14 protein-coding genes are annotated in these 17,366 nt (G+C 69.8%); 10 read left to right on the top strand and 4 right to left on the bottom strand.

Going from position 1 to position 17,366, the window contains the following annotated elements; translation table 11 throughout:
* Positions 1 to 3: 3 nt before the first annotated feature.
* The 5 genes from ACH413_RS41730 (at position 4) to ACH413_RS41710 (ending at position 7,910) form a co-directional block, all read left to right on the top strand.
* Entirely contained in the window at positions 4 to 312 is a 309-nt protein-coding gene (locus tag ACH413_RS41730) for a type VII secretion target (protein ID WP_360046789.1), read from the top strand.
* Positions 312 to 5,150 (top strand): hypothetical protein, encoded by a 4,839-nt coding sequence (locus tag ACH413_RS41725; protein ID WP_396425804.1) that lies wholly within the window; start codon positions 312 to 314, stop codon positions 5,148 to 5,150. The genes ACH413_RS41730 and ACH413_RS41725 overlap by 1 nt, the downstream gene beginning before the upstream one ends.
* Positions 5,151 to 5,157: 7 nt before the next feature.
* Entirely contained in the window at positions 5,158 to 6,018 is an 861-nt protein-coding gene (locus tag ACH413_RS41720; protein WP_360046788.1) for an immunity 49 family protein, read from the top strand.
* Between the two features lie 16 nt (positions 6,019 to 6,034).
* On the top strand, positions 6,035 to 6,880 hold the full coding sequence (locus ACH413_RS41715) for an immunity 49 family protein (RefSeq protein WP_360046787.1): 846 nt from the start codon (positions 6,035 to 6,037) through the stop codon (positions 6,878 to 6,880).
* A 130-nt stretch (positions 6,881 to 7,010) separates the two neighbouring features.
* The gene (locus ACH413_RS41710) at positions 7,011 to 7,910 is read left to right on the top strand and encodes a hypothetical protein (RefSeq protein ID WP_360046786.1); all 900 of its coding nucleotides are present in this window, start codon (positions 7,011 to 7,013) and stop codon (positions 7,908 to 7,910) included.
* Here ACH413_RS41710 and ACH413_RS41705 read toward each other — a convergent pair.
* Entirely contained in the window at positions 7,907 to 8,428 is a 522-nt protein-coding gene (locus ACH413_RS41705; protein ID WP_360046785.1) for a hypothetical protein, read from the bottom strand. The two genes, ACH413_RS41710 and ACH413_RS41705, sit on opposite strands and share 4 nt — an antisense overlap.
* A 53-nt stretch (positions 8,429 to 8,481) precedes the next feature.
* Here ACH413_RS41705 and ACH413_RS41700 point away from each other — a divergent pair, with 53 nt between their 5' ends.
* Positions 8,482 to 9,027, top strand: coding sequence for a DUF308 domain-containing protein (locus ACH413_RS41700; protein WP_360046784.1), 546 nt, complete (start codon positions 8,482 to 8,484; stop codon positions 9,025 to 9,027).
* Here ACH413_RS41700 and ACH413_RS41695 read toward each other — a convergent pair.
* Positions 8,969 to 10,138 carry a glycosyltransferase 87 family protein gene (locus tag ACH413_RS41695; RefSeq protein ID WP_360046783.1) on the bottom strand — a complete coding sequence of 390 codons (1,170 nt, stop codon included), beginning with the start codon at positions 10,136 to 10,138 and terminating at the stop codon, positions 8,969 to 8,971. The genes ACH413_RS41700 and ACH413_RS41695 overlap by 59 nt on opposite strands.
* A gap of 156 nt (positions 10,139 to 10,294) precedes the next feature.
* On the opposite strand from ACH413_RS41695, the gene ACH413_RS41690 reads away from it, so the two are divergent.
* The 3 genes from ACH413_RS41690 to ACH413_RS41680 are packed head-to-tail and all read left to right on the top strand — an operon-like array spanning position 10,295 to position 12,594.
* The gene (locus tag ACH413_RS41690; protein ID WP_360046782.1) at positions 10,295 to 10,879 is read left to right on the top strand and encodes a DNA-binding protein; all 585 of its coding nucleotides are present in this window, start codon (positions 10,295 to 10,297) and stop codon (positions 10,877 to 10,879) included.
* A 27-nt stretch (positions 10,880 to 10,906) separates the two neighbouring features.
* A complete protein-coding gene (locus ACH413_RS41685) occupies positions 10,907 to 11,563 on the top strand; it encodes an RES family NAD+ phosphorylase (protein ID WP_093596775.1) in 657 nt (218 codons plus the stop codon).
* Complete coding sequence (locus ACH413_RS41680) at positions 11,560 to 12,594, top strand: DUF6236 family protein (protein WP_360046781.1); 1,035 nt, start codon at positions 11,560 to 11,562, stop codon at positions 12,592 to 12,594. Before ACH413_RS41685 ends, ACH413_RS41680 begins: the two co-directional genes overlap by 4 nt.
* On the opposite strand, the gene ACH413_RS41675 is transcribed toward ACH413_RS41680, so the two are convergent.
* On the bottom strand, positions 12,579 to 14,438 hold the full coding sequence (locus tag ACH413_RS41675) for a S9 family peptidase (RefSeq protein ID WP_360046780.1): 1,860 nt from the start codon (positions 14,436 to 14,438) through the stop codon (positions 12,579 to 12,581). The two genes, ACH413_RS41680 and ACH413_RS41675, sit on opposite strands and share 16 nt — an antisense overlap.
* Before the next feature lie 89 nt (positions 14,439 to 14,527).
* On the opposite strand from ACH413_RS41675, the gene ACH413_RS41670 reads away from it, so the two are divergent.
* Positions 14,528 to 15,730, top strand: coding sequence for an amidohydrolase family protein (locus ACH413_RS41670; RefSeq protein WP_360046779.1), 1,203 nt, complete (start codon positions 14,528 to 14,530; stop codon positions 15,728 to 15,730).
* 118 nt (positions 15,731 to 15,848) lie between these two features.
* Here ACH413_RS41670 and ACH413_RS41665 read toward each other — a convergent pair whose 3' ends face one another.
* Positions 15,849 to 16,853, bottom strand: a complete 1,005-nt coding sequence (locus tag ACH413_RS41665; protein ID WP_360046778.1) for a TerC family protein — start codon at positions 16,851 to 16,853, stop codon at positions 15,849 to 15,851.
* Positions 16,854 to 17,366 lie beyond the last annotated feature (513 nt).

The following is a 17,366-nucleotide window of genomic DNA, read 5'->3' as shown; positions in this document are numbered from 1 at the left end:
TCGATGACTTCCGGTGGTTTCAACGTCACCTCGGACGTGCTGGAAGCGCACGCCAAGGCCTTGGAGGGCCTGCACGGGCGACTGCAGGGGGCAGTGGACGCGGCGAACACCGTGTCGATGCCGACTGACGCGTACGGGATCATCTGCCAGCCGTTCCGGATGTTGCTCGATCCGGTCGAGCAGTGGGGCATGGACGCGTTGAAAGGCGCGGCGGAGGCCATGGAGGCCACCGCCAAGAAGGTCACCGAGACCGCGAAGCACTACCAAGAGGTCGAGGACCAGATCACCCGCACGCTGAAGGGTGGCGTCTGATGTCCTCACCGAACCCGTTGGTGGCGAAGGCCCCCGCCGAACCGTCCGGCTTCTTCAACGCCGGCACCGGTGACAACGGCTGGGCCACCGGCTTCTCCATCGCCGACTCGGCGGTGGACGCGTACAAGGGCATCTCCGAGGGCAGCTGGATCGAGGGCGGCCTCGGCGTCGTCGGTCTCGTGGCCGACGCCGCCTCGATGGCGATCGACCCGTTCGGCACGCTGCTGTCGTCCGCGGCCTCGTTCCTGATGGAACACATGCAGCCGTTGAAGGAGGCGCTGGACTGGCTGGCGGGTGACCCGCCGGTGATCCAGTCGTACTCGACGACGTGGGGCAACGTCTCGCAGGAGCTCGGCAAGATCGCGGGCGACTACAAGGCCGCCGTCGACGGCACCGGTTCGTGGACCGGTGGCGCGGCCGACGCCTACCGCAAGGCCGCGGGCGAGCAGCTGGACGCGTTGTCCGGCGCCGCTTCCACCGCTGGTTCGGTCGGCACCGTCGTCGGTGTGATGGGCATGGTCGTCGGGTTCGTGCGCGAGATGGTGCGCGACCTGATCGCCGACCTGGTCGCGAAGCTGATCACGTGGGTGCTGGAGGCCGTGTTCACGCTGGGCTTCGGCACGCCGGTGATCGTGGCGCAGGCCGTGACCGCGATCTCGAAGTGGGCCACCCGGATCGGTGAGCTGATCCAGAAGCTCATCAAGACCATCAAGAAGGTCTCGCCGCTGCTGGGCAAGCTGGTCGAGATCTTCACGAAGATCATGAAGGTCGTCGGCAAGCTGGTCGGCAAGGTGACCGGTCTCGACGTGATCTCCACGAAGTCCATCAAGCCCGGTGGCCTGTTCCACAGCACCAACGCTCCGGACCTCTCGCCGTCTTCTCCTGGCTCGCCTTCGTCTCCGGGTTCGCCTTCGTCTCCGGGCGGGTCGCCTTCTTCACCGTCCTCTCCGGACACTTCGCCGTCCTCGCCCTCTTCGCCTTCCTCACCGTCCTCTCCGGACAGTTCGCCGTCGTCTCCTTCCTCGTCCTCGCCGCCGGGGTCACCTTCCTCGCCGGGGTCGCCTTCCTCGCCGTCGTCACCTTCTTCACCTTCGTCGCCGGACGCGCCTTCGCGTGCTCCGGACAGCTCGTCGCCCTCGTCCGCGCCGTCGCCTTCCCGCGCCCCGGACAGCTCGGCGCCCGACGCCCCGTCGCGGGCGCCCGACAACGCCTCGGCTCCTTCGGCCCCGCGTTCGCCCGACAGCTCTCCCGGTTCTCCCGGCTCGCCTTCCGCACCTGCGGCCCCGAGCGCCCCTCACACCTCGTCGACCCCGGACGCACCGGCGCCGGCCCGCAACACGGGCCAGACCGTCCAGTCCTCGGTGGCACCGCCGGAGGCACCTCTCCGCCCGGACGCCCCGCAGGCCCCCACCCGCGCCCCGGACACCTCCCCGTCGTCGACGCCCTCCCAGTCGGGCCCGATGGGCGGCGGCGCCCCGAATGCCGGCGGCGGCGGCGCACCGTCGTCCTCCGCGGGAGGCCGTCCGCCGTCGGGTCCCGGCCAGGGCTGGACCGGCACCCCCGGCAGCCGCGGCGACCTGGGCTCCAGCGCCCCCGCGCCGCGCTCCCCGGACATGTCGACGTCGGCGTCCCGCGCGGACGCCCCAGCCCGTCCGACGTCGATGCCGAGCGCACCGTCGTCCCCGTCGATGCCGTCCTCCCCTTCGGCACCCTCGATGCCTTCCGCGCCTTCGGCGCCTTCGGGCGGAATGCCTTCTGCTGGCGGCGCGCCACACGCCCCCTCGGGCGGTGCCCCGCACAGCCCGTCGACCGGCGGCCCTTCGGCCGGCTCGCCGAACGCGGCGCGTCCCGACGCGACTCCCCCGAGCCGCGCCACCTCCCCTTCGGCGGCGGCACCGCACGCCCCGTCGGCACCGTCCACCCCGACCATGCCGCCGGCGCACAGCCCGTCGGCGGGAGCACCGCACGCCCCCGCGGCAGGCGGCCCGTCCGCGCCGAACGCCCCTCGCGGCGACGCCCCGATGCGCCCGCAGTCGTCCGCACCGACGGCTCCGAACGCCCCCTCGGCCCGCACCGACGCCCCGAACGCACCGTCGTCACGCCCCGACGCACCCCAGGGCCGCCCCAACACGGCCCCGTCCGGCCCGCACGGCGGACCGTCGCGTCCCGACGGACCGCACGGCAACACGACGCCGTCGTCACGTCCCGACGCACCGCACAACGGCCCGTCCGCACCAACGCGCCCAGGCTCGCCGAACGCACCCCACAGCCCAAACGCACCACACGGCGGCCCGAACGCACCACACGCGCCGAACGCACCGCACGGCGGTCCCAACGCGCCACACGCGCCCAACGCGCCACACGGCGGTCCCAACGCGCCACACGCGCCCAACGCGCCACACGGCGGTCCCAACGCGCCACACGCGCCCAACGCGCCACACGGCGGTCCCAACGCACCGCACGGCCCGAACACGCCCCACGGCGGCCCGAACGCACCGCACTCGCCCAACGGACCGCACGCCCCCAACGCACCCCACAGTCCAAACACCCCGCACGGCCCGAACGCGCCCCACGGCGGCCCGAACTCGCCACACGCGCCCAACGGACCGCACGCACCCAACGCGCCGCATGGCGGCCCCAACGCACCGCACGCGCCCAACACTCCGCACGGGCCCAACGCGCCGCACGGCGGCCCGAACTCGCCGTCCCGACCGGACGCGCCCCACGGCGGTCCGTCACGTCCCGACGCCCCCCACCGGCCCGACGCACCACACCGGCCCGACAGCCCGTCCCGCCCGGACGGCAGCGGCCCCGGCAACCGTCCCGACGGCACCCGCCCGGACGGTTCACGTCCGGACGGCTCGCGCCCCGACGGCTCGCGCCCCGACAGCACCCGTCCTGACGGCTCGCGTCCTGACGGCTCGCGTCCCGACGGCACCCGCCCGCACACCCCGGACGGCCCCCGCCACCGGGGCACCGACACGGCCGAGGCACCCCACCGCGCCCCGGACAGCACCCACCCGGAAGCCGCGACCCCGAACCGTCCCGACGCCGGCACGCCCCACCGCCCCGACGCCGACGCGCCCCACCGCCCCGACGCGGACGCGCCGCACCACGGCCCGGACGCCGACAAGCCGCACGACAACACCCCGGACAAGCCGCACGACGGCGACCCCGACAGCCCGAACCACCACGACCAGGACGCCCCGCCCGCGGACCGCCCCTCCCCGGAGGAGGCGCACCAGCGGCACGCCGAGACCACCCCGTCCGGCGTCTCGCACCACGGTGGCGACCCGGACATGGGCGACCTGCCGCACCGCGTTCCCAACGACCCGCGCTACTTCACCGCGGACGTCCACGTCACCCCGGACGGCAGGGCCCGCATCGGCGGCCACGACTACACGCCGAAGGAGTACGCGGACATGCTCCGCCGCTCCGGCTACGACGGCAGCAAGCCGGTCCGCCTGATCGGCTGCGACGCCGCCAGCAACGACTTCGCGAAGCAGCTCTCCAAGCACCTCGACGCGCCCGTGCTGGCCCCGACCAAGCCGGCCTGGACCGACGCCAACGGCCGCGTCTTCACGAGCGACCCCGAGATCCGTCCCGACGGCACCCGCCAGCCGAAGATCCCGCCGAACGGCGAGTGGGAGACCCACCACCCGGACGGGTCGTCCACGAAGACCGGCGACGACGGCTTCGCGCCCGGCACGCACGACAAGGACAAGGACCTCGACCCGACCGACGCCAGGGACCGCGGCGACGACGGCAACGGCAAGCGCCACATCGATCCCGAGCCCGTGGAGATCGAGACGCGCAACCCCAAGGCGTCGATGGAGGAGAAGGTCAACGACCCGGACTACCGGAAGAAGTACTACCTCGACGAGGACTCCCAGGGACGCATCCCGCGCAAGGAACAGCTCATCTCCGACGCCAACGGCGACCCGGTGCCGCCCGTGCGCAGGCAGGGCGACGAGTTCGTGCTGTCCGAGGACCAGACGCCGATCCCGCCGGACTTCCACAAGGACAAGGTGGACACGTCCCGCGGCGACGACGTCGACCCGGAGCTCAAGCGCGAGAACCAGGACCTCGTCGACGAACGCCGGCAGGAGAACCAGAACCAGAAGGACGCCGAGACCAGTTCGCCCGAGGAGAAGGCCGCCCAGGCACGTCTCACCAAGATCGGTGAGGAACTCGGCGACCGCGCGGGCATGCACTCGACGCCCGAGATCTACCCCGGTCCGCCGCCGCCCTCCCGGATCGACCCCGGCCTGCCCGGCAGCGGCCGGTTCGACCAGGTGTGGGAGACCGGCGACGGCAGGCTCGTCGTGGTCGAGGCGAAGGGACCGAGCGCCGGCCTGGGCAACGCGCTCAACGGCGACAACGTCCTCGTCAAGCAGGGCCACGACACGTACTTCGAGAAGATCGCCGAGGAGATGCGCGACCGCGAGCTCTCCCCCAAGGCGGAGAAGAAGATGCGTGCCGAGCTCGAGGGCCAGGGCATGAGCAAGACCGACGTCGACCAGGCCGTCAACGACCTCAAGGCCGCCTACCTGCGGGAGAACGAGCTCGGTGACCGTCTGCTGACGGCCAGCCGGGACCCGAACCACCCCGGTGTCGAGTACGTTGTGACGCAGGCCAAGGTCAAGGAGATGAGCCTCGACGACTACCTCCAGAAGCACCACGCGGAGGACGTCAAGGACCTGACTCCGGAAGAGCTCGACGCCTACAAGCGCGAGCACGGCTTCAACGACAAGTACCCCGGCGGACGCGTGGACGTCTACGACGGTTACGAGACGAAGCACTTCAAGATGAAGTGGCAGACGGAAACCGAGGAGTGAGCCCCAGGTGGTCGAGGTCAGCCGACACGAGGTCGATCCGGACTGGTCCGCCAAGCAGCTGGCCAAGATCGAGCGGCGCATCGAGGAGACGGTCGACTCCCTCGAGAACGTCCGCACGATCGCGCTCAGCGGGCTGATGAGGGACGCGCTGGCCCACCTCGGTCACCGGTGCGCGGTCGACCCGCTGGGCAGCAACGGCGACACCTGGGACAGCCTGCTCTTCGCCGCGGAGGTCGGTGCCGCGATCTACGCCGTGGCCACGGCCGAGGAAGGCGCGCAGGTCGAGATCACGCTGCGGGGCAAGCAGATCCCGGTCACCGCGACGGGCCCCGTGTACTTCGCGTCCGGCGGCACCTGGCTCACCACGAACTACCTGGCGGCCATCGCCAGGGACGTCGCGAAGACGGAGCAGCTGAGCGCGGTGCCTCTTGAGGTGCTGCGCGCCTCCGGCAGCGAAGAGCCCGACTACGTCTTCCTCATGGTCGACATGTTCCAGAAGTTCAACCTCCAGCAACCCGGCGTGCACGAGGCGCTGAACGCGGCGCTGAAGGCCACCGGCCCGGACGAGGTCGACCCGGTGCACCGCGAGCACGTGCGCGTCGTCGCCTTCCCGCAGCTGAACCTGTTCCACAACATCATCAACTCCGGCCGCGAGGAGCAGTTCAACCAGGCCCTCGCGGAAGCGCTGGAGTTGTTCAAGGAACTCTGGTCGACGGAGGAGAACGAGGAGTCCCCGAACGGGTACGTCGCCATCGGCCCCCTCGGGCTGGCGAGCATCGCGCACGACGCGGGCATCCCCATCGAGGTCACGTCGGAGTACCTGCCGCCGTACCTGTACAACGGCTCCTGGACGCACGAAGGCCTCTGACCGACCGGCCACCACGATGCACGAGATCCTCAGGCACGAGATCGACGTGGAGTTCGCCCGCGCTCAGGTGGACACGCTCCAGCGCCTGATCGCGTCGGCGCTGGAGGACGTCGAGTCGGACCCGGACGCGCTGAGCGCCGCACGCAGGCGGGCGCTGACGCGCTTCGAGCACCTCACCGCGCTCGATCCCGCCGCGAGCGAGGAAGAGACGTGGCAGGCGGCCGTGCTCGCGTCCGAGACGGCGAACGCGGTCTTCGCCCGCACGTCCAAGTCGGAGGACTTCGTCCCCTACCGGCTGGGCGACCGGGAGTACCGGTTGCCCGTGCTCGGCCCGAACCACCACGCCACCCCGGTCGACTGGCTGACCGCGGCCTGGCTCGCCATCATCACGCGCAGCGAGCAGCGCGTCGCCGAACTGTGCGCGGTCGGCAAGTACACGTTGCTCGGCAGCGGCGCGAAGGTCGAGGAGTACGTCGGCCCCTGGGTCGACACGATGCAGCGCCACCTCCGCGGCGACCAGGTTCCGCCCGCGTTGCTCGAGTCCGTGATCGACCTGACCGATCCCAGGCGGGCGAGGTTCGCCTCCAGCGACTTCATGCTGCTCGTGGCGTACCCGCCGGTGAACGTCCTGTTCCGCGTCCTGCGCGGCGGGCCGGAGGACTTCACCGACGCACTGGTGCAGGCGACCGAGGCGCACCGCGACCACTGGCGTCAGGCCGGCTTCGCGGACAACCCCGACGGCTTCGTCTCGCTCGCCGTGCTCGCCGTGGCGATCCGCGGCAGGGACAACGGGTTCCCGGTCGAGGTCGAGTCCGGCTACCTGCCGGAGAACCTGCTGAGCGGAGCCCGGTCGCACCGCTGACCGGTGGAACCGCAGGGCCGGACACCCACTCAGAGTGGTGCGAACGGCGTGGGGTGTACGACCGGCCCGCGCGCGTCACGGCAGCCCGATAAGATCAGCGGGCTTTCACGGGGAGAGGGGCGAGGACCACATGAGCCAGCCGGCTACACCGCTGAGCGAGCAGGACCAGCAGCAGCTGGTGCGGCAGATCGGCCGTGCCATGCTGCCTGCCGTACCGCAGGGCTGGCAGCGCATCCGGGCCGAGTACCGGGCGGCAGGCCGGCACATCGAGGTCGACCTGGCGTTCGCGGGGCCCGATGGCCAGCTGCGACCGGTGCGGCCACCGATGGACGTCGTGCAGATGTTCGGGCACCTGCGCGGGGGCATGTACCACCCCGAGCGCGGCACGTGGCTGAGCGCGACGTACGAGATCGAGGCACCGGCGGCGTTCACGGTGGACTTCAACGCCGAGGACGAGCCGCGCTGGCGGAACGCGCCGCCGCCCATCGGTTTCCGCGACGAGCTCCAGACGTTCCCGCGGCCGGACCGGATGATCCCGGACTGGTGGCGTCAGCGCGTCGGCCTGCCGCCGCTGCCCGCGCCCGAGCCGGAACCCCAGCAGCCGCAGCAGGAGTACCAGGTGCCGGCCGCGCAGCCGGACCAGCCGCAGGCGGGCTCGGACGAGCTGCGCACGGCACGCGTGTACGACGGCAAGAACGACGACGGCCGCATCATCGTGAACCGTCAGCCGGTCGACCCGCAGCTGCTCGACGGACTGCTCGCCTACCTCGAGTCGGCGCCGGTCGTGCTGGCCGCGCGCAGCTACGACCTCGACGAGTTCTCGCAGAGCGGCGAGCAGGACGTGCCGCTGAACTTCCGCACCGACGGCACCTGGATCTGGGCCGGCGCCGTGCCGCACTACCTGCGCAAGTACGGCCTGCCGCCGGAGCCCGAACTGGTGGCGCACGCGGCAGCGCGTGGCTTCCAGGTCGCCGAGGTGAACGAGCAGACGCAGGACCGGGCAGTCACGATCATCACGGGCCAGGGCTAGTCGAGGGTTTTGAGGTACGCCTCTCCTCGCGGGGAGAGGCGATACCCCACCCGCAGGGACTCGGTCAGTCCCTTGGCCTTGAGCTTGCGGACGTCCGCCTTGAACGGCAGCTTCTCGCGGCCCATCGACGCGGCCAGGTCCGCGGCCCGCACGCCGGGTTTCGCCGCGATCAGCCGCAGCAGCGCCAGGGCGGCCTCCGTCAGCTCCACTCCGTCCACATCGGACGACGAACGCAGCTCGACGCGCGGATCCTCGCCCGCGAAACGCAGGCGGATCCGGTAGAGCGAGCCCTCCCGTCCATCCACAGAGGACTTCAGCGCGGCGACGGTCGGAAAACCGGCCGCCAGCGCCTCGGCACGGGTCACCCGCGACACGACCTCGATCTCGTCGATCGAGAGGACGCCCAGCGACGTCCGCAACCTCCCGCCGGCGCGCACGGTCGGCCGTTTCCACCGCCGGAACTGGAGCGTGATCTCGCCGGATCGGATGCGTTCCCAGTCAGCCACTCGGATCAGCACCGGTCGAGGGTCTCAGGTTGCCGAGCCCAGCAACAGCCGAGACGATCCTGAACATGCAACGGTGGTGGCTTTTCACGGTGCGCGGGGTGTTCGCGGTCCTGTTCGGCCTGGCCGCTCTGGTCTGGCCGGGCCTGACACTGCTGGCGCTGATCATCCTCTGGGGCGCCTACGCGCTCTTCGACGGCGCGATGATGCTGTACCTGACGCTGACCCACAAGGAGTGGCCCGCCCGCTGGGCACTCGGCCTCATCGGCGTGCTCGGCCTGGTCACGGGCTTGATCGCGTTGTTCTGGCCGGGCATCACGGCGACCGCGCTGCTGCTCCTCATCGCGGCGTGGGCGCTCGTCACGGGCGTGCTGCAGATCGTCGACGCCATCCGCCTGCGCAAGGTGATGACGAACGAGTGGTTCTACGTCGTCACCGGCGCGCTCACGGTGCTGCTCGGCATCATCCTGATCGTGAACCCGGCTGCGGGCGCGCTGGCGTTCGTGATCACCATCGGCGTCTTCGCGATCCTGTGGGGCGTGGTGCTGGTGCTGTTCAGCCTGCGGTTGAAGCAGCTCGACGGCGGTCTCGTACAACCCGCACCGCGAGTGTGACCAGCACGGCGACCCCGACGAACACGTAGAGGTTGCCGATCACCTGCTGCCACCACGCCCAGTTCCGCTCGACGTCGTTGTCGCGCGGGAAGAGCCAGTGCGGCCCGATCGCGAACACCGCCACGACCGCCCACGAGGCCCAGTGACGGCGCAACGCGGGCCGGGAGAGCAGCACGAGCGCGGGTGCGATCCAGATCCAGTGGTGCCCCCACGACACGGGCGAGATCAGCAGCCCGCCGATCGCCACGACGAAGAACGCCTCGACGTCCCCGAGCTGCGAGGCGAGCCACCACACGGCCGCCACGACGAGCAGTGCCAGCACGAGCCACACGCCGACCTGGGCGCCGTTCTCCAGGCCGAAGCGGGCGAGCGTGCCGCGGATGGCCTGGTTCGACGCGTAGGTGAGGCGCCCGACGCGGCCCGGGTCAAGCAGCGCGTGCGTCCAGTACTCCTTCGCGTCGCCGAACGAGATGAGGAACCCCAGCAGCCCGAAGAAGAAGAACGAGCCGATGGACACGAACACGGGCTTCCACTGCCGTCGTGCCACGAAGTACAACGCGAAGAACGCCGGCGTCAGCTTGATCGCGGCCGCGAGCCCGATCAGCGCGCCCCGAGGCCACCAGCGCGTGCGTTCCAGCAGGCAGTCGGCCATCACCAGCAGGCCCAGCAGCAGGTTGATCTGACCGAACCACAACGTCTCGCGCAACGGGTCGAAGATCGACGACACCGCCGCCGCGCCCAGTCCCCACTTCACCGCTTCCGGTCCCCAGCCGAGCACGCGGCCCGCCGCGATCAGGCACAGCCCGGTGAGCATGGCGAGGTTCGCCGCGGCCACCACGAAGATCGCGACCCCGAGCGGCACGAGCGCCAGCAGGCTGAACAACACGGCGGCGATCGGCGGGTAGGTGAACGGCAGGTCGGGGCCACCGAGGGGTTTCGCGAAGCCCTCGACGTAGAGCGGGATGTCCTGGAGGAACGCCGCGCCGCCGTTGCGGTAGACGCGCAGGTCGAGCGACCACCCCGGCGGGCGGAACAGGACGTAGGCGATCGTGGCGACCATGACGGCGGCCCACGCCACCACGACCCGCTTGGCGGTGCGGTCGAGCTGCATCCGGGAATGGTATCGATGTGCCAGATGAGGCCCACGTCACCGGTCCGGACCGGGAATTCTCACGTAGCGTCGTCGCGTGAGCGCGCAACGTCGAACGTTTCCGGTTGAGCCGTTCGTAGGGCGCACAAATGCGCACGCACGGGATATTCTGTGCGCATGAGTCCTGCCCTGGAGACGGTGCTGGCCAAGGCCGGCCTGCAGGTGAGTCCCGACGAGTTCCTGGCCCTCGTGACCGACGCGGCACGAAGGCTCGCCCCGCCACACCCGGAACCGGCCACGTACTTCACGCCGGACCAGCAGGCGGCACTGACCGACGTGGGCCTGGACCTCTCGCCGGCGGGCCCGTCCGACGCGAAGCCACGCACCCGCACGGTCGTGGCCCACGCGGTGCTGCGCGACTCGGCGCTGACCGTGAACGAGGCCGCGCGCCAGCTCCAGGTCGACACGAGCCGCATCCGGCACCGCCTGGGCGTCGGCAGGCTCGTGGGCTGGAAGGACAGGGGCAGCTGGCGCCTGCCCGCGTGGCAGTTCGCGGGCACCGGCGTGCTCCCGGGCCTCGAAACCGTGCTGGCGGAGATCCCGTCGGACCAGCCGGCGCTCGTCGTCGCCGCGTTCATGACCACCCGCCAGGAGGACCTGCCCGTCGACGGCAAGCCCGCGACCCCGCGCGAGTGGCTCCTCGCCGGAGGAGACCCCCGGCGCGTCGCCACCCTGGCCTCCACGCTCGGCACACCTGCCTGAGCGTTCCCGAACACCGACAGGACCCGAATGTCACGGCTTCCGCAGCCGCCTGCCCCTGCCGTGCTCCAAGCACACCTGCGCCGCACCGAGGACGTGGTGGCGGTGCACCGGGCGACCCGCCTGGTGCGCGTGTTCACGGCGAAGGGCTCCCACCCGCAGCGCTGGAACACGTTCCGCTACACGGGCCCGCTCCCCCACGCCCGCTTCGACGCGCAGCAACCGGCCGACGACGGCAGCCCGGTCCAGGACCACGAGAACGGCGTCCTCTACTTCGGCCTGTCCGTGCGCACGTCGATCGCCGAGGTCTTCCAGGCCACGTCGATCGTCGACCGCCGCACCCGCTCGCCGTTCCTGGTCGTTCTCCGGCCGCGCCGCACGCTGCGGCTGCTGGACCTGGGCGGGTTGTGGCCGACGCGCGTCGGGGCCTCGCAGGAGATCTCGACCGGGCCGAAGATCGTGACCCAGGCCTGGTCACGGGCGATCCGGGCGGCCTATCCGGAGCTGGACGGGCTTTGGTACCGGTCGTCGATGGACTCGGGCGACCCGGCGATCTGCCTGTGGGACCCGCCCGGGGCCTCCGGGCTGCCCGCGGCGCCGGACGTGTTGCTGCCGTTGGACCATCCGGGTCTTGATCTCCCGTTGGCGCGCGTGTGCGAGGAGCTCAACTACACACTGCTCGGGTGAGCACGTACAACGAGATCAACGGACCGGTGCACGGCACCGCAGTGCAGATCGGGCACCTGGAACGTCCGCGAGAACGTGCGTCCGCGATCGCCTTCTACTACCCGTACATCCACATCCGCGACGACACCTGGCTGAAGTACGCGGCGATGTACTGGCCGATGATCACGCGTCTGGTCCCGCAGAACTACTTCCCGGAGGATTCCCCGGTCTCGGCCGAGTTCGTCGCGGCAGGGGTGCTCAGCGACGTGCTGCCCACGAGGGCGTTCTTCAGGGACTCGGCCCACTTCCTCTTCGTGGTCGGGTCCAGCGCGGAGGAACTCCGCACCCGCTTCGGCATCGAGAGGCGCGGTGAGTGGACGCCCACCGAAGGCTCGTCGGCAGGACCGATGGCCGACCGGCGCCTCACCTACCTGCACTACGACAAGTTCAGCCACCAGTTCGTCGACATGATCGTGGACAACGGCCTCGGCGAACGGCATCGGGGCCGCGGCGGCGACTGGCTCGGCATGCACCCGGACCTCGCCGCCGTGTACATGTGCATGCTGGCCAACGTCCTGGCCGAGCAGGAGTCGTTGCACCCGGTGACCGATCAGCGCCTGCCGCACAACGCTCTTCTGGAGCAGGGCGTCGACCGCGTCATGGAGGTGCTTCTCGGTGCGTCGCCGCGCCCGCACAGGTCGCAGGTGAGGCAGAAGTTCATCACCGCCGCGGTGCAGACCGTCATACCGGCGGGCCTCGACGACGTTCCGGTGGAGAAGATCCTCGAACTGCGCGAGACGTTCCCCCAGGACTTCCACCGCTTCCGCGCGCACATCGGCGATCACCTCACCGACCTGCGGGCGGACGCGACGGCGAACCTGCACATCACCGTCGCGCTCGACGAGCTCGTGCGTGCCGAACTCGCCGAACTGGAGGACAAGCTCCGCTCGGTGAAGCTGGTCCCGCGCCGCGTCCGCGTGTGGCTGAAGGCGGACGCGGTGCGGGAATCACCGGTCGGCTGGCTCTTCCGGGCGGGTCAGGCCTTGAGGTAGCGGCCCCACCACTCCAGAACGGCGTCGAAGCGCTGCCTGCGGTGCCGCGGCTGCCCGGTGCGGGTCAGCTCGTGCCCCTCGCCGGGGAAAATCAGCATCTCCGCCTCGACACCACGCCGCTTCAACGCGACGAACATGCGCTGCGCCTGCTCCAGCGGGCAACGCCAGTCCTGTTCGGAGTGGACGACGGCGAACGGCAGGTTGATCTTCTCGGCGTAGGTCAGCGGCGACATCGCGCGCTGCGCCTCGGGATCGTTGCCGCAGTAGGCGTCGGCGAAGAAGTAGCCGATGTCCGACGAGCCCGAGAACGAGTCCCAGGCGTTGACGGCGCGCTCGCTCCAGGCCGCCTTGAAGCGTTCGCCGTGGTGCGCGGACAGCCACGACGTCATGAAGCCGCCGTAGGAGCCGCCCATCACGCCGACGCGGTCGGCATCACAATCCTCACGGGCGAGGGCAACGTCCAAAAGGGACAGGACGTCGTCCACGTCGACGGAGCCGAACTTGCCGATCACCGCCTGGCCGTGGGCCTGGCCGTAGCCGGCGGAACCGCGCGGGTTCGGCAGCACGACGGCGTATCCGGCGGAGGCGTAGACCTGGGCCTCGTCGAAGAAACCCCAGCTGTGGTACATGAACGGGCCGCCGTGCACCGCCATGACGACCGGGTGCGGGCCGTCACCTTCAGGCAGCACGAGCCAGCCGTGCACCGGGTAGCCGTCGGAGGCGGAGCCTTCCAGTTCGACCACGCGGCGTGCCTCGACCGACGAGAACGCCGTGCGCACACCGGTTCCGACGAACTCGACCTGACCGGGGCTGTCCGGAGTGGACACGACGGCGACCACAGTGGACCCGTCCGTCGCGAACGACCGGACAGCGGCCGACGAACCCGCCAGCACCTCGCCGGCCCCGCCGTCGAACGGAATCCGTCGCAGCTCCAACGCGCCGCGGTTGCGCACGACGAGCAGAACGCCGGCGGAGTCGGCCACGGGCTGGCCGGAAAGTCGTTCCACGTCAACGGTTTCGCCGTCGATGAGCCGAACAGGAGAGGAGCCGTCGAGCGACGCCTTCCACAGACCGAGGTTGCGTGCGACGGCGTCGATGCCGGAGAACTCGGTGCCCAGCCAGTAGAGCGAGCCGTTGGCGACGAACGGCATCGAGGCCTCGCCGGCGGCGCGCACCAGCAACGACGCCGAGCCGCCGGCTGCGGGAACGGTGTACAGGTCGGAGTGCAACGTCTCGGCCACGCCGAGGTCGCGCGGCGCCACGAACACGAGCGTCGAGTCGTCGATCCACGCCGGGTCGGAGACGTCGAAGGAACCGTCGGTCGCCTCGGAAACCGTGCCGTCGAGGGAGACGACGTGCAGGCGCGGGCGGCGGTCGGCGAGGAAGCCGACGTCGTCCACCCGGTAATCCAGGCGCGTGATGCGGCGCGGTGCCTCGGCCTCGGGACCGTCGTCGGTCGTGCCGTAGCGGCCTTCCTCCGGCACGCGGGCGACGAAGACGAGCCGCGACGAGTCCGGCGACCACACCGGGGCGCCGGCGCCGAGCGGGAGATCGGTCAGCTTGCGGGGCTCGCCGCCGTCCACCGGAACGACGTAGAGCTGCGGCTTCGACTTTCCGCTGACGCGCAGGAACGCGACCAGCCGGCCGTCGGGAGAAATGCGCTGCGCATTGTCACGATCACCGTGCGTCCACGGTGTTGTCGTGCCATCCGGGAACACCCGGTGCAGACCGCCCCGATAGGTGTTCTTCTCGAGATCGGGCGTGGTGATGCTGACCAGCACCAGGTCTCCGGACACGGCGACGGTGCCGGGCGTGGTGAGCAGCTGCAGGTCTTCAGGGCGCACGGCCAGGACGTTAACAGAACTTGTTAGCAAGGCTCAGAGTTATTTGTTGACCGATCACAAAAATTGACTCAGCGCATAGATTCCCGCGTATGACGCGCATCGTGTTCTCTGGGGGCCGGGTCTTCACCGGCCGGACGACCGAGCCCGGCGACGTGGTCGTCGAGGGCGACCGCATCGTGGACGTGGGCATCGGACTCGATGGTGACACCAAGGTCGACGCGACCGGCCACACGATCCTGCCGGGACTGTTCGACTGCCACGTGCACTTCATGTTCAGCGGTGCCGACCTCGTGCGGTCGCTGAACACGCCGTTCTCGCTGCCGTTCTACGAGGCGATCGGGAACATGAAAGCGACGCTGCAGTGCGGCATCACGACGGTCCGCGACGCGCTCGGCGCCGACCTCGGTGTCGCGGAGGCGGTCCGGCGCGGCCTGATCCAGGGCCCGCGCATGCAGATCGCGGTCAACATGGTCTCGCAGACCGGCGGCCACAACGACGACTGGATGCAGTGCGGCGCGCACATCTCGCCGCCGCTGCACCCCGGCCTGCCGGACACCGTCGCCGACGGTCCGGAGGAACTGCGCAAGGTCATCCGCACGCTGGTCCGCCACGGCGCCGACATCATCAAGATCGCGTCCAGCGGCGGCGTGATGTCCCCGCGCAGCAACCCTCGGCACGCGCACTTCCGCGACGAGGAGATCGCGATGATCGTGCAGGAGGCCAACGCCGCGGGCATCGCGGTCATGTCGCACGCGATGAGCGGCGACGGCATCCTCACGGCTGTGCGCAACGGCGTGCGGTCCATCGAGCACGGCGTGTTCCTCACCGACGAGGGCGTCGACGAGATGATCAAGAACGGCACCTGGCTCGTGCCGACGCTGATGGCCCCGCGCATGGTCCTCGACCAGGCCGCGGCCGGCATGGCGATCTCGGACGTCATCCTGGACAAGGCCAACGCCGTTGTCTCGCAGCACTTCCAGGCGTTCCAGAAGGCGCACCAGGCGGGAGTGAAGATCGCGATGGGCACCGACTCCGGCGTCGGCCCGCACGGCGACAACCTCAACGAGCTCACGCTGATGGTCGAGTACGGCATGTCCCCGGCGGAGGCGCTCTACGCGACCACCACGTCCGCCGCCGACCTGATGCGCCTCGGAAACGACCTCGGTGAGCTCGCACCGGGCAAGCTCGCGGATCTCGTTCTCGTGGAGGGGGACGCCGAGCAGCACGTGAAGGCCGGAACGCTGAAGCAGGCCGTCCGCGCCGTCTACCAGAACGGCGTCTCCGTCAGCTGAGTCCAGCCGCTCCGTTCGAGGGAACGTCCACCAGGAGAAGGCCCAACACGTACAGGTCCGAAAACAGAAGCGGCACGTGTGTCCACAGGACACACGTGCCGCGCTGTTCGTCTGTCGGTCAGTGGCCGGCGTCGGCGCCGACGTGCTTCACGGAGTCCGGGTCGCGCCGCACCTTGAGGAGGCTGGCGACCGTCGTGATCGCCAGCACGCCGATGATCACCGACAGCGAGACCTCGATGCCGATCGTCGGCACGTGGAAGGGCTCGCCGCCGTTGAGGAACGGCAGGTTGTTGGTGTGCAGGGCTTCCAGGATCAGCTTGACGCCGATGAAGCCCAGGATCACCGCCAGGCCGATCGACAGGTAGACCAGCTTCTCCAGCAGGCCGCCGAGCAGGAAGTACAGCTGGCGCAGGCCCATCAGCGCGAACGCGTTGGCCGTGAACACCAGGAACGGTTCCTTGGTGAGCCCGAAGATCGCGGGGATCGAGTCGAGCGCGAAGAGCAGGTCGGTGGAGCCGATCGCGACCATCACGATGAACATCGGGGTCACGAAGCGCTTGCCGTCGATCTTGATGAACGAGTTCGAGCCGTGGTAGTCGTCGGTGACCGGGAAAACCTTGCGCACCATGCGGAGCATGAGGTTCTCCTTGTACTCCTCTTCCTCGTCGTGGTTCTCCCGCGCCAGCTGCCAGCCGGTGTAGATGAGGAACGCGCCGAAGATGAAGAACACCCAGCTGAACTGGCTGATGAGCGCCGCGCCGGCCGCGATGAAGATGCCACGCATGACGAGCGCGATCAGGATGCCGATCAGCAGCACCTTGTGCTGGTGGATCGCGGGCACCTTGAACGTCGTCATGATGATCAAGAAGATGAAGAGGTTGTCGACGCTCAGCGAGTACTCGGTGATGTACCCGGCGAAGAACTCCGTGGCGTACTGACCACCGGAGAAGTACCAGATGCCGAGACCGAAGAGGGCCGCCATCGCGACGTAGAAGATCACCCAGCGGGCTGCTTCACCGATCGTCACCTCATGGGGTTTTCGATCGACGATCACCAGGTCCACCGCGAGCAGTACGAGCAGACCACCGATCGTCGCGAGCCACATCCATGCGGGGACGTTCACAACCCAACCTCCGGGATTCTCAGCGCATGCCAGATAAACCCGGAGGTCTCCTCCGCCGCCGAGATGATCCTCGAACGACCGACGGCACCGGGAGCTCCACGCCGAGCTCCGTATTGACGACACCGCCGCTTAGGGAGTACTCCCCTCCATGCTGCGTCAATATTGTGCTCCACGAAGTGCGGTTAGCGCCACACAGGGTGAGCAGACCCACGTAACCAGGTGCAACGGGAATACGCTGCGTGTCGTTCGGGCCGGAACCGCCGTTACCTGAAGCCGCGCTGAAGATCCACTCATGCTGAGACCGCGACGGGATCCTGACAGGCGGTTCTCAGCAAAACTCGCATATCGTCATCCACGTGTCCCGCCTATCCCGCCTTCGCGGCAGGTGGACGATCCCCGCATTGATCGTGGTCCTCGCCCTCGTAGCAGGTGGCGTGTACTTCACTCGATCCGGAGACGACCCCGTAGCCGTTTCCTTCAAAGAAGCGAACATCGACGCACCTGAGAGCCCTG

This window comes from Lentzea sp. NPDC020367, assembly GCF_044387305.1.
GTDB lineage: Bacteria > Actinomycetota > Actinomycetes > Mycobacteriales > Pseudonocardiaceae > Lentzea.
The sequence above is the reverse complement of the archived record's forward strand: the minus strand, read 5'-3'. Positions and strand labels throughout refer to the sequence as shown.

What these genes read in the sequence shown, in the direction of transcription:
- ACH413_RS41730 (WP_360046789.1), top strand. Translation starts at nt 4, where the DNA reads ATGACTTCCGGTGGTTTCAACGTCACCTCGGACGTGCTGGAAGCGCAC.
- ACH413_RS41725 (WP_396425804.1), top strand. Translation starts at nt 312, where the DNA reads ATGTCCTCACCGAACCCGTTGGTGGCGAAGGCCCCCGCCGAACCGTCC.
- ACH413_RS41715 (WP_360046787.1), top strand. Translation starts at nt 6,035, where the DNA reads ATGCACGAGATCCTCAGGCACGAGATCGACGTGGAGTTCGCCCGCGCT.
- ACH413_RS41710 (WP_360046786.1), top strand. Translation starts at nt 7,011, where the DNA reads ATGAGCCAGCCGGCTACACCGCTGAGCGAGCAGGACCAGCAGCAGCTG.
- ACH413_RS41700 (WP_360046784.1), top strand. Translation starts at nt 8,482, where the DNA reads ATGCAACGGTGGTGGCTTTTCACGGTGCGCGGGGTGTTCGCGGTCCTG.
- ACH413_RS41695 (WP_360046783.1), bottom strand. Translation starts at nt 10,138, where the DNA reads ATGCAGCTCGACCGCACCGCCAAGCGGGTCGTGGTGGCGTGGGCCGCC.
- ACH413_RS41690 (WP_360046782.1), top strand. Translation starts at nt 10,295, where the DNA reads ATGAGTCCTGCCCTGGAGACGGTGCTGGCCAAGGCCGGCCTGCAGGTG.
- ACH413_RS41685 (WP_093596775.1), top strand. Translation starts at nt 10,907, where the DNA reads ATGTCACGGCTTCCGCAGCCGCCTGCCCCTGCCGTGCTCCAAGCACAC.
- ACH413_RS41670 (WP_360046779.1), top strand. Translation starts at nt 14,528, where the DNA reads ATGACGCGCATCGTGTTCTCTGGGGGCCGGGTCTTCACCGGCCGGACG.